The sequence below is a fragment of the Hymenobacter aerophilus DSM 13606 genome, from assembly GCF_000382225.1.
In the GTDB taxonomy this organism is placed as follows: domain Bacteria; phylum Bacteroidota; class Bacteroidia; order Cytophagales; family Hymenobacteraceae; genus Hymenobacter; species Hymenobacter aerophilus.
The window spans coordinates 97,587-109,976 of record NZ_KB907807.1 but is presented as its reverse complement, the minus strand read 5'-3'; the positions used below and the strand labels follow the sequence as shown (position 1 = coordinate 109,976).

Sequence of the window (12,390 nt, the reverse complement as noted above, 5' to 3'; positions counted from 1 at the left end):
GGTTTCTTGGCAGAATTCCATCAGGGCAGAAGCTGCCCGGTTGCCTCCAGCTGCTGCTCCAGCACCGGAAACAGCGCCTGCAAACGGCCTTGGATATTGGCCAGCAGTTCGGGCCCGGCCGGGTGCGGCGCCTCTGCGTGGCGGGCCGCGGCTTCCAGCTCCTCCAGCTGTTGGCAAAGCTGCGGTAGGCCGAAGTACGCCACCTGGCCCCGCAGCTTGTGGGCCGCCTCGGCCAGGGCCAGCCCCGAAAGCTGGGGCAGGGCCTGCACCAGCGGCGGCGCCTGCGCCAGGAAGGTGCGCACAATCTGGCCCACGAAGGCCGGGCTGCCGCCGGCCAGTTCCTGCAGCAGCGTCCAGTCGGGCAGCTCGGCGGGAGCGGGGCCGGCTGGCAGCAGCTCACCATCGGGAAGCGGCACGGCAGAAGCCTCTGGCGGGGCAGCACTTAAGGTAGGAGCAGGTTCGGCGGCGGCACTACGGCTGGTGTAGTGGGCCAGGCGGGCGTAGAGCACGGCCGGGTCGAAGGGCTTGGCCAGCGTGTCGTTCATGCCGGCGGCCAGGGCCAGCACGCGGTCTTCGGGCAGAGCCGAGGCTGTGAGGCCGATTAGCGGTAGTTGGGCCGGGTCGGGGAAGAGCCGTCGCAGCTGGCGGGCCGCCTCGTAGCCGTCTATTTCGGGCATCTGCACATCGAGCAGCACGGCATCGAAGGGCTGCTGGCGGGCAGCCTCCACGGCCAGCCGGCCGTTGTCGGCCACGGTTACGTGCACGTTCCAGGCTTCGAGGGTGCGGCGGGCCACGAGCTGGTTGAGCAGGTTGTCTTCGGCCACCAGGACCCGCAGGGCCGGCTCGAACGGCGGCAGCACGGCAGCGGCTTCGGGCGGAATGGCGGCCGGGTCGGCGGGGCGGGCCGGAATTTCAAACCAGAACGTGCTGCCGTGCCCCTCGGTGCTTTCCACCCACAGCCGCCCGCTGTGCAACCGCACCAGGTTGCGGGCGATGCTCAGGCCCAGCCCGGTGCCGCCGTACTGGCGGGTGGTGCTGGCGTTGGCCTGCGAGAAATCCTCGAAAATAGCCTCCTGCTGCCCGGCCGCAATGCCGATGCCCGTGTCGCGCACCCCAAACCGCAGCCTGGCTAGGTCGGCTGGATTATCAGCTGGTAAGGCTTCGAGCAGCAGCGTAAGGCCGCCGCGGGCCGTGAACTTCACGGCGTTGCCCACCAGATTCACCAGCACCTGCTGCAGCCGCACCGGGTCGCCGGTAATGGCCTCGGGCACGCCGGGGCCGATTTCGGTGCGCAGATACAGGTCTTTGGCATCGAGGGCAAAGCGGAACATGGCCTGCACCCGCGCCAGCAGCGCCGGCAGCCGGAAGGGCACCTGCTCCAGCGTAAGCTTGCCGGCTTCCATCTTCGAGGAGTCGAGAATGTCGTTGAGAATGACCAGCAGGTTCTGCGACGACGATTGAATGGCCTCCAGATACTCCTGCTGCGTGGTATCGACGCGGGTGCCGCGCAGCAGGTGCGTGAGGCCGATAACGGCGTTGAGCGGCGTGCGGATTTCGTGGCTCATGTTGGCCAGAAACTGCGCCTTGGCCCGTTGCGACGCCTCGGCCGCGTCGCGGGCCACCAGCAAATCGGCGTTTACCTGCTCGGTGGCCGCTTTCTGCCGCCGCAGCTCGGTCGTGCGCTCGTGCACTGTGGCTTCGAGCAGCCGCTTCTGGCGGCGCAGCGCGGCGGTGCGCACCCGCAGCAGGCCCCAGATGCCCCCGAGCACCGTCGCTACGCTCAACAGGGCAAACCAGCCGGTCTGCCAAAACGGCGTGGCCACCCCAAACGAAGCCGCGGTAACCGGGCCCCAGGCGCCTTCGGCACCGCGCCGGGCGCGCACCTCCAGCGTGTAGCGGCCGGGTCCGAGCCGGGGAAAGTCGGCCTCCGTGAACCCGCTGGCATGACTCCAGCGGGGTTGGTAGCCCCGCAGCCGGTACTGGTACTGCCAGCTACCGGCCGGGGCCAGGCTGGCCGTGCGGAAAAACCAGGTGAGGTGATGCGCCCCCGCCGGCAGCTCGCCCAGCGAGTCGGGCCGGTGGCGGGCACCGTCTACCTCAACCCCCACCAACGCCACCCGGGGCCGAACTGCGGCGGGCAGCGCGGGCAGGCCCACCCGCAGCAAACCCGCCCGGCTAGCCAGCAGCACGGCGGGCGCCGGACCGGTCAGCAGCTCGGCGGCGTTGGGCAGCAGCTGTTGCACCAGCGGGTTGCCGGGCGTAGTAAGCGGACCAAACCCTTCGCCCCGCCCCAGGCTCAGCGCCTCGGCGTGCTGCACCACCAAGCCGGCAGGCGTGGGCAGCAAACCGTAGCAGTAGTTGCTGACCAGCCCGCTGTTGCGGGTCGTGAACTGCCGGAACCGCCCGCCCTCAAAGCAGAACAGCCCGTCGCCCTCGGTCCCAATCCACACCCGCCCGGCGGCATCCTGGCTCAGGGCCGACGCCTCGATGCCGCCGGCCAGCACGCGGTACACGTGGAACTGGCCGGCTTCGAGCACCGCCAGCCCGGTGCCGTGCGTGGCGAACCACACGCGGCCCTGCCGGTCGGGCAGAATGGCGTAAATATCGTTGTGGAGCAGGCCGGTGGCGGTGGTGTAGTGATGCAGCCGGCCTTCATCCAGATAGAAGGCCCCTTCGCCCACCGTGCCCACCCACAGGCCCCCGGCCGCGTCCTGGGCCAGCGCCGTTACTCTCAGTCCGGCCGGCAGCTGTTGCAGCGCCAGCCGGGTGTTTTCGGAAGTAAGCAGCAGCGGCAGATTACGCTGCCACGCGGCGGCGGCCTCCGTGCCGGCCACGGCCCAGCCGGCCCCAACGGGGCCAATCGGCGCAGTAGTGCCCGGCGACACCGGCTGCGGGTTCGTTCCGGTGGCATCGAGCCGCAACACCTGGCCGGTGCGGGTGGCAGCCAGCAGCTCCGGCCCGCGGCGGAGCAGCGCAACCAAGCCGGGTAGCGGCCGCAGCGAAACGTGCGGGTCGAGGAGGCGCCACAGGCCCTGCCCGGCCGTAGCCAGCCAGTAGGTGCCTTCGGTGTCGCGCAGCACGTCGGTTACTGTCAGGTTGGCGGGCAGCGCCAAGTAGTAGCGGCGGCGCAGCTGGCCGAGGCGGGCCGTGTCGGGGGGCAGCAGGCCCCTGGCGGCGGGCAGGCCAGTTTCGGCGGGCGTAGCGGGCCGGAAGCCGGCGCCCTGTTCAACGGAAAGCCCGCCCTGAAAATGGCGCACGGCCAGCCGGCCGGTGCCCGGCGTTAGCGCCAGCTGGGTCACGAAATCCTCGGCCAGCCCTTCGCGGGTGGTGAAAGTGCGGAACGTGGTGCCATCAAAGCGTACCAGCCCCTCGGCGGTGCCCAGCCAGAGGTAGCCGGCGCGGTCTTGGGCCAGGGCGTAGATGAACGGCTGCGGCAGCCCCTCGGCCAGCCCGAACTGCTTCAGCGCCTGCCGGGCCGGCAGCGGCTGGGCAGGGGCAAATTGGGCAAGCAGCAGAAGGAAAACGAGCAGGCAACGCATCAGGCCGGCAAGATACACGCAGTTGCGAACCGCCACCGGCTTGTGCGTTCAGCCATGGGCTTTCCTCAGCAGACTGGTGAGTTCAGGCGTTAAGAAAAGGAATTATGGATTTTGAATTATGGATTTTGAATTGAGTGCTTGTACAATACAGGCCCGGTATTATTCACCGATATCCACCGTTCATAGTGTAGGGGCTACTATGGGCGTTGCTTTTCTGAACGATGGGCGGCTTATTTTCCAGGCTGCGGCCCCCTTCAGCGGCCATACAGCCAATTCAAAATCCCTAATTCAAAATTTCCTCACTTCCCCGTTACCTTGAACTCGGTGCGGCGGTTGAGCTGGCGGCCGGCTTTGGTGGTGTTGGGGGCCACCGGCTGGGTGTCGCCGTAGCCGGCGAAGGTCAGGCGGCTTTTCTCCACGCCCTTGCCCACGAGGTAGTCGACCACGGCTTTGGCGCGGCGTTGCGAGAGGTCCTTGTTGTAGGCCGCGTTGCCCACGTTGTCGGTGTGGCCCGAAATTTCGAGGCGCAGGGCGGGCGTTTCGGTCAGCAGCTTCTGGAGGCGCTCCAACTCGCCGGTGCTTTCCTTGCGCAGGGTCGCCTTGTCGAAATCGAAGAAGATGTTGTTGAGCACCACCTTCACGCCCACGTCGAGCTTCTTGAGGGCAATGTCCTTCACGACTTCCGAATAAGCGGCGCCGGCCGGCAAATCGAAGTTTTCGGAATGGAACAGGTAGCCGTCTTTGCGCACCACAATGCCGTAGTTCACGCCCGACGGCAACGACACGAGGTAGCGGCCCGACTTCTCGTTCGACTGGAACGAGGCAATTACCTGGTTGAGCGAGTTGTCGATTACGTCAATCGTGGCTTCCAGCGGCTGGCGGCTGGCTTCCTCGCTCACCACGCCCTTCAGAATGGTTACCTGGGCCGCCACAATGGCCACCGGCGGAGCCAGCAGGGTTTCCTTTACCGGCTGCACGCGGCTGGCCAGCAACTGATCTTCCTGGCTGAGTACGGGCGGCTTTTCGGGGCCCAGAAACGTAATCCGGTAGATGTCTTTCGAGCCCAGCCCGTCGTCGCGGAAGGACGAGTAGTAACCATGCCGGCCCGAGGCCGAAATCACGAAAAATACGTCGTCGTCGGGCGTATTGATGGGCCAGCCCAGGTTTTCGGGCTTGCTCCACTTGCCGTTTTCGAGCACCGATTTAAAGATGTCGTAGCCGCCCATAGCGTCGTGGCCCTCCGAGCTGAAGTACATCGTTTTGCCATCGGGGTGCAGGAAAACGCCCTCCTCGCCGTAGGGCGTGTTGATGACCGGCCCCAGGTTCTGAGCCGGCCCGCGGCCCTCTATTTCAATGCGGTAGATGTCGCGCGAGCCCAGGCCGCCTTCCTTGTCGCTCACGAAAAACAGGTGGCGACCATCGGGCGTGTAGGAGGCTGAGGACTCGTGCGAGCGGGAGTTGATGCGCGAGCCCAGCTGCTGGGGCTTGCGCCACTCGGTGCCGCGCAACTCCGCCTGGTGCAGGTCGCCGCCGTTGTTTTCCAGGTACACCAGCAGGCGCTGGCCGTCGGGCGAGAGGCCCACGGTGGCGTCGTGGCCATCGGTGTTGATGTTCTCGCCCAGGTTGCGGGCCGCGCTCCAGCCGTCCTTGCCTTCGCGGGTGCTCTGGTAAATATCCTCGAAATAGCCGCCCAGCTCGGGGTCGGTTTTGCCGCCCGTCGAGCCCTCGCGGCGCGAGGTAAACAGGATAACCGACTCGTCGGCCGTGATGACGGGGCCGTAGTCGGGGTAGGGCGAATTCACGCCGGGCCCGGCGTTGTCGATGAACACGCGGGTGGGCTTAGCGGCCAGCCGGCGGCCGTTTTCGCACTCCTTTATTTTCTTCTGAATGTCGGCTACCAGCCCGGCCGTGTTTTTGGTGCCGGTGGCCGGCAGGGCGCGCTTGTACTCGGCAATGGCCGCGTCCCACTTCGCGTTCAGGTGCAGGCCCCGGCCCAGCAGGTAATGGATGCGCGGGCTCACGTCGGGGTTGAGCTGGTAGGCGCGCTGCAGATATTCCAGCGCCCGCGGCTTAAAGCCCGAATGCAGGTAGCAGTCGCCAATTTTGAGGTTGAGCTGGTCGTTGCTGGGGTTGAACTGCTGGGCTTTCAGGTAGAACACCAGCGCCTGCTCGTAGCGCGGCGGGTCCGATTCGTAGAACGCGTCGCCGGCCTTGATGTCTTTCTGGGCCGCTTTCAGCCCATCCTTGTCGTTGCCGAACCGGTCTTTGCTGAACTCCACACTCTGGGCCGAAGCCGCGGAAGCCGTGAGCAGCAGAAAAGCGAGCAGGTACTTATGCATAATTTCGTTAAGCCATTAGCTTTCAGCTACTAGCTGTTAGCTTTTATTTCGATTGCCTGGTTCTCCAGGCTGAAAAATGCGCCGGTCTGATTCTATGGGCAACAGGCTCCCGCGCTACGGGCAGCCCGAGTTGGCGGCGTGGGTAAGGCCCACTTCCAGGTCCAGCTCGGCGGCGCGGTGCCAGTCCTGGCAGGCAGCGTCGGGCTGGCGGAGCATTTCGCGGGCGTGGCCCCGGTTGAGGTAGGCCTCGGCGTACTCCTTGTTCAGGCTGATGGCTTGGCTGGCGTCGGCTTCGGCCTTTTGGTAGTCTTCGAGCTTGAGGTAGGCGGCGGCGCGGTTGTTCCAGGCGAAGGCGTAACCGGCGTCAAGGGCTACGGCCCGCCCGAAATCCTCCACGGCGCCCTTATAATCCTTCAGCTCGTAGCGGGTGGCGCCGCGGTTGGTGTAGGCCAGCGCGTTGTCCTGCTTCTTGCTCAAATACGCGTCATAGTCCTGCAAAGCGCCTTTCAGGTCGGCGGCGCGGCGGCGGGTGCCGGCCCGGTTCAGCAGGGCCGGCAGCAGCTCGGGCTGCAGCGTGAGGGCCTGGCTGTAGTCCTGAATGGCGGCGGGCAGGTTGCCGAGCCGGCGCTGGGCGCTGCCCCGGTCGTGCCAGGCGTAGGCGTAGGCGGGGTCGGCCTTGATAGCGGCGTCGAAATCGGCTTTGGCGGCGGCGTAATCGGCCTTTTCGAAGCGCAGGGCGCCGCGGTAGTACCAGGCCGGGGCGTAGTCGGCCTGCAGCTCGGCGGCCCGGCCGTAGTCGCGCTCGGCCTCGGCGGGCTGCTGCAAGGCCTCCTCGGCCCGGGCCCGCCCGAAGTACGGCGCGAAGGTGTTGGGCTCCAGCTTGATGGCCTGCTCGTAATCCTGCACGGCGGGCTGGTAGTCCTTCAGCTCGTAGCGGGCGGCAGCGCGGTTGGTATAGGCGCGGGCAAAATCGGGCTTCACAGCCAGGGCCTTGTCGAAGTCGAGGACGGCCGCGCGGTAGCTTTTCTGGTTGAATTTGGCCAGCCCGCTGTTGTAGAGCCGCTCGGCCTGCTGATCGGGGGGCAGGGTAGAGGCCCGCACGCTATCTACCTGGGCCCGGGCTGCCGCCGCGCTCAACAGCAGGCCCAACAGTAAAACAGGAATTTTTTGCATCATATCCCGCCCATTTCAAAGGCGCGGGATAAATGTAATTTTTTCTGCTGAATCTAGCTAATTAAGCAATTTAATAGATGGAATATTGACCTTTACCCATAATCAATAGCATCGAATACAAAGCGCGGATTCCTGCTCGTGGTGCCATTAGGCACTCCGGGCTACCGGACAGGTTGTAGAGACGCGACCCATCGCGTCTCGGCATTGAACGGCCCCATGTAAACAACATCAGCAACACCAAGACGCGATGGGTCGCGTCTCTACACCAACAACTCAAAAAATTTAATCCGGTAGTTGAGTGCGCACTATTTCCTGCCACTCGTGGCGCAACGAGCCGTCGAATTCGGGGCGGGCGGCGCGGCGGTACCAGTAAGCGGCATTGTTGAGGTCGCCCTGCTGGCGGTGCAGGAAGGCGTGCAGCCAGTCGAACAGGGGCGCGTCTTCGTGCTGCTGGGCAATGGCGTGGGCCTTATGCCACTCGTCGCGGCCGGCGTACCAGAGGGCTTCGAGCAGGGGCGAGAGGCCGGCTGGGGCTTCGTGCTGAATCTGGGAATCGAGAAAGTCGTCGTAGGTCATATTAGTGGGCTGGAGGATAGGGAAACAGTTCAGGCAGTAAACTTCCTTGAGCCGGCCGGGGTTTTACCTGCTGGCAGCCGCCGGGCGCCGGGAGTTGCGTAATTTTACGCCGCGGCCCGATTCCGGCTCCGCCAGAAAGTACATTTTCTCACGCCTAGCTTTCACCTATGGCCACTTACCCCGAATACATGGTTGCCCCCATCCGCCAGGACCTCACCGAGGCCGGCTTCGAGCAGCTCATGACCCCCGAAGAAGTTGATTCCGCCCTGTCGGCCGACAGCGGCACCGTGCTGGTCGCCGTGAACTCGGTGTGTGGCTGCGCCGCCGCCAAAGCCCGTCCGGCCCTCAAAATGGCCGTTTCCAGCTCCGAGAAGAAACCCGCCAAGCTCGTAACCGTGTTTGCCGGTATGGAGTCGGAGGCCGTGGCCCAGGCCCGCCAGCACATGCTGCCCTACCCGCCCAGCAGCCCCTGCATTGCTCTGTTCAAAGACGGCGAACTGGTGCACATGATTGAGCGCTACCACATCGAAGGCAACGACCTGATGCGCATCGTGAACAACCTGCAGGGCGCCTTCGAGGAGTACTGCTAGGTTTCTTTAGTGCTTAGCTGATTGTGCTTCGTGCTTAGGCAGGTTGTCAATTGGCATACAGCGCGAAGTACACGTGTTTGAATTACGTACAACAAAGCCCGTGGCCGTCTGCTGCGGGCTTTGTTGTACATAATTCGTTCTCTCATCCGTCACCAACCAGCCCGTGCCTGTTCAGCATCTGCCCTGGGATTCCAACTTTCTAGGCTTTGCCGTGGGCCAGCTCCGCAGGTCTGAGTTACCGTCCGGTGGGCTGGCTCCGCTGCTGGCCCGCGCCCGCCAGCAGGGCTACCGGCTGATTTACTGGTTTGTGCCACCCGGCTTGGCAGCGGCGGCGGCCCTGGACGGGTGCCCGGTAGCCCTGTTGGCCGACCACAAGGTGCGGTTTCGGTTACCAGTGTCAGCCGGGCAAGCCATTCAACTGCCGGCCGGCCTGGCGCCCACCCGCGACTATAGCCCCGGTCTGCGCGCCCTGGCCTCTCAGGCCGGCGGGTATTCCCGCTTCCAAACCGACCCCAACTTTGCGCCTGAAGTGCATGAACGGCTGTATCAGCGTTGGCTGGAACGTTCGGTTAACGGCGAACTGGCCCGCGAGGTGCTGGTATATCAACCGCAACCGGCCGGGCCGGTGCGGGGGTTTATGGCGCTGAGCCAGCACGACAACCGCACCCAAATAGAGCTGATAGCCGTGGAAAGTGTCAGTCGGGGCCAAGGTATCGGGGCCGCGTTTATTGAAGCCGCCCGCGCCCGGGCTGCCGCCGTTGGCCACACGATAGTGCAAGTCATTACTCAGGCTGATAACCCTGCCTGCCGCCTCTACCGCCGCGAAGGATTTGTGCTGGAGCATGAGGAGCTGGTATATCACTTGTGGTTATAGAAGAGGGCTGCACGGTAAAGACTAACTTCGCCCTCATGCTCGACTACTCGCTCGACTACTCGGTGGTGGTGCCCGTGTACCAGGGCCAGGACACGCTGGCCACGCTCACGGCGCAGCTCCACGCTTTCTTCACTGGTGTCAGCCGCTCGTTCGAAATCGTTTTCGTCTACGACTGCGGGCCCGACGACTCGTGGGCCGTTATCCGGGCGCTGCAGGCGCAGTACGGGCCAGCGCTGGTGCGGGCCGTGCACCTGACGCGCAATTTCGGCCAGCACAACGCCCTGCTGTGCGGTTTCGGCGAGGCGCAGGGTCGCTTCATTATCACGCTTGATGAGGATTTGCAGCACCGCCCCGCCGACATTGGGCTACTGATTGCGCGGCAGCAGCAGGGCAACTATGATGTGGTGTATGGCATGCCGCAGCAGATGCAGCACTCGCCCTTCCGCAACTTTGCCTCGCGGGCCATGCGCCAGCTGCTGCGGGCCGGAATTCCCGATCTGCACCCGCACTTCTCGGCCTTCCGGCTGCTGAAAACCGATATTGCCCGCGCCTGCCTCGACATGCGCAACTCCCACACCTTCCTCGATGGTTACCTGACCTGGCTGACGACCCACGTAGCCAGCGTGCCGGTGGCGCACCAGCCCCGCACGGCCGGCCAGAGCGGCTACACGCTGGGTCGGCTGCTGGCGTTTTCGCTGAATATTTTCGTCACCTTCTCCAACCTGCCCATCCGCCTGCTCACGGCACTTTCGGTGCTTGTGTTCCTCGTTACCAGCGGCTACTCGGGCTACGTGCTGGTGCGCAAGCTGCTCTACAACGACTACCTGCTCGGCTTCCCCTCGCTCATCATCTCCATCGGCTTCGGCGTGGGCCTTATCATGCTGGGCCTGGGCATCCTGGGCGAGTATATCTACCGCATCAACCTGAAAACCACCCGCCGTCCCAATTTCGTGAAGCGGACGATGGAGGATGATTTGTAGCCGCAAGCTATAAGCCACAAGCTGCAAGCTTCTGCCGGTGGCCATTTGTTTGGCGGTCGGCAGAAACTTGCAGCTTGCCGCTTACGGCTTGCAGCTCTAATTCGCTACTTCGCTCAGAAACTTGATGCGCATCAGGCGCAAATCCTCCTCGGTGTAGTCGTCGGTGCCGAGTTCTTTCAGGGCCACGGCGATGTTGTCGGTGCTGGCCGACATGAAGTAGTCGTAGATTTCGTCCTGGCGGTCCTGGTCGAGCACGCCGTTGATGTAGTAGCCCAGGTTGAGCTTGGTGCCCGAGTAGCAGATGTGCTCGATTTCCTCCATCAGCTCGCGCATGTCGAGGCCCTTGGAGGAGGCAATTTCCTCCAGGTCCATCTTCTTGTCGATTTGCTGGATGATGTAAATCTTGATTTTCGACTTGTTGACGGCCGATTTCACCACCACGTCGGCGGCCGTCGTGATGTCGTTGTCCTCCACGTACTGCTTTATCAGCGTCAGGAAGGGCGCGCCGAACTTCTGGGCCTTGCCCTGGCCCACGCCCGAAATGTGGGCCAGCTCGTCGGGCTTGGTGGGGAAGGTAGTGGCCATTTCCTTCAGCGAAGGGTCCTGGAACAGCACGTAGGGCGGCAGGTTTTTCTGGCTGGCCACCTTCTTACGCAGTGCCTTCAGCATGTCAAACAGCGCCTCGTCGTGGCCGGCGGCGTGCTGCACGTCCTCCTGCTGCTGCTCCTCCTTCACTTCCTCATCGTAGTTGTGGTCTTTGGTGAGTTTCATGGAATGGGGGTTTTCGATGAAATCCAGGCCTTTCTGGGTAATCCGAATTACGCCAAAATTTTCCACATCCTTGGCCAGCAGTCCGCTAAGCATCGTCTGGCGCAGCAGCGAGTGCCAGAACTGCGCGTCGTGGCCTTTGCCCTGGCCGTAAATCGGCAGCTGGTTGTGGGCGTAGCTGATAACGTGCGGGTTCGACATGCCCATGAGCACCGTGCCGATGTGGTCGAGGCCGAACCGCTCGTCGGTCTGCACCACGGCTTTCAGGGCCAGCAGCACCTCGTCACGCGCCTCAAATCGCTCGCGGGGGTGGCGGCAGTTGTCGCAGAAGCCGCAATCCTTAGCGTATACCTCGCCGAAGTAGTGCAGCAGTTGTTTGCGCCGGCATACCGCCGAATCAGCGTAGTTGGCCATTTCCTGGAGCAGCTGCTTGCCGTTGTCGCGCTCGGTTACGGGCTTGTCCTTGTTGAACTTCTCCAGCTTGATGATGTCGTCGTAGCTGTAGAACATCAGGCAGTCGCCGTCCATGCCGTCGCGGCCGCCGCGGCCGGTTTCCTGGTAGTAGCCCTCGATGCTTTTGGGCGTGTCGTAGTGTATCACGAAGCGCACATCAGGCTTGTCGATGCCCATCCCGAAGGCGATGGTGGCCACAATCACGTCGCACTCCTCGTGCAGAAACGCGTCCTGGTTGGCCATGCGCACGTGCGGGTCGAGGCCGGCGTGGTAGGGGCGGGCGCGCACGTCGTTCACGCGCAGCAGCTCGGCAATTTCCTCCACCTTCTTGCGGCTCAGGCAGTACACGATGCCCGCCTGGCCCTGGCGCTGCTTCACGTACTGAATCAGCTGCTTTTTGGTGTTGTGCTTGGGCCGCACCTCATAATACAGGTTGGTGCGGTTGAAGCTGGTTTTGAACACCGAAGCATCATCCATCTGCAGGTTTTTCTGGATGTCCTGCTGCACCTTGGGCGTGGCGGTGGCCGTGAGGGCAATGATGGGCACGTTGGCGCCGAGGTTGTCGATGATGCCGCGGATTTTGCGGTACTCGGGCCGGAAATCGTGGCCCCACTCCGAAATGCAGTGGGCCTCATCAATGGCCACGAAGCTGATGGTGGCCTTGTTGAGAAACTCGATGGTTTCGTCCTTGGTCAGGCTTTCGGGCGCCACGTACAGCAGCCGCACCTCGCCGCTAATCACGTCGCGCTTCACCCGGTTCATCTCCGATTTGCTCAGCGTCGAGTTCAGAAACTGCGCATTCACGCCGAAGGCGTTGAGCTGGTCGACCTGGTTTTTCATCAGGGCAATCAGCGGCGAGATGACGATGGCCGTGCCCGGCAGCACCAGCGCCGGCAGCTGGTAACAGAGGCTTTTGCCGGCCCCGGTGGGCATGATAACGAACGTATTGTGGCCGGCAATTACGTTGTTGATGATATCCTCCTGCACGCCGCGGAACTGCCCGTAGCCGAAAACTTCCTTTAACTTGCCCTTCAAATCAGCAGCTTGCTGGACTTCGGGGGTTTCCACTGACATCGACATCCGCACGTACGCTTGTTT

At 63.6% G+C, this 12,390-nt stretch carries 8 protein-coding genes; 3 read left to right on the top strand and 5 right to left on the bottom strand.

Annotation, left to right across the window (positions count from 1 at the left end; genetic code table 11):
• Nucleotides 1-20 precede the first annotated feature (20 nt).
• From H145_RS22680 to H145_RS0107925, 4 genes are all read right to left on the bottom strand, one after another.
• Entirely contained in the window at nt 21-3,539 is a 3,519-nt protein-coding gene (locus H145_RS22680) for a hybrid sensor histidine kinase/response regulator (RefSeq protein WP_019947609.1), read from the bottom strand.
• Nucleotides 3,540-3,838: 299 nt separating this feature from the next.
• Nucleotides 3,839-5,878, bottom strand: coding sequence for an OmpA family protein (locus H145_RS20460; RefSeq protein ID WP_019947608.1), 2,040 nt, complete (start codon nt 5,876-5,878; stop codon nt 3,839-3,841).
• 114 nt (nt 5,879-5,992) lie between these two features.
• Nucleotides 5,993-7,054 carry a tetratricopeptide repeat protein gene (locus tag H145_RS0107930; protein ID WP_019947607.1) on the bottom strand — a complete coding sequence of 354 codons (1,062 nt, stop codon included), beginning with the start codon at nt 7,052-7,054 and terminating at the stop codon, nt 5,993-5,995.
• A 279-nt stretch (nt 7,055-7,333) separates the two neighbouring features.
• Nucleotides 7,334-7,627: a hypothetical protein gene (locus H145_RS0107925; protein ID WP_019947606.1), complete on the bottom strand. Its 294-nt coding sequence runs from the start codon at nt 7,625-7,627 to the stop codon at nt 7,334-7,336.
• Nucleotides 7,628-7,794: 167 nt separating this feature from the next.
• On the opposite strand from H145_RS0107925, the gene H145_RS0107920 reads away from it, so the two are divergent.
• The 3 genes from H145_RS0107920 to H145_RS0107910 all read left to right on the top strand — a co-directional run bounded on the left by H145_RS0107920 (nt 7,795) and on the right by H145_RS0107910 (nt 10,071).
• Nucleotides 7,795-8,217 carry a BrxA/BrxB family bacilliredoxin gene (locus H145_RS0107920; protein ID WP_019947605.1) on the top strand — a complete coding sequence of 141 codons (423 nt, stop codon included), beginning with the start codon at nt 7,795-7,797 and terminating at the stop codon, nt 8,215-8,217.
• Between the two features lie 163 nt (nt 8,218-8,380).
• Entirely contained in the window at nt 8,381-9,091 is a 711-nt protein-coding gene (locus H145_RS0107915) for a GNAT family N-acetyltransferase (RefSeq protein ID WP_019947604.1), read from the top strand.
• Between the two features lie 35 nt (nt 9,092-9,126).
• On the top strand, nt 9,127-10,071 hold the full coding sequence (locus tag H145_RS0107910; RefSeq protein WP_019947603.1) for a glycosyltransferase family 2 protein: 945 nt from the start codon (nt 9,127-9,129) through the stop codon (nt 10,069-10,071).
• A gap of 96 nt (nt 10,072-10,167) precedes the next feature.
• On the opposite strand, the gene recQ is transcribed toward H145_RS0107910, so the two are convergent.
• Complete coding sequence (gene recQ / locus H145_RS0107905) at nt 10,168-12,366, bottom strand: DNA helicase RecQ (RefSeq protein WP_019947602.1); 2,199 nt, start codon at nt 12,364-12,366, stop codon at nt 10,168-10,170.
• Nucleotides 12,367-12,390: the final 24 nt, after the last annotated feature.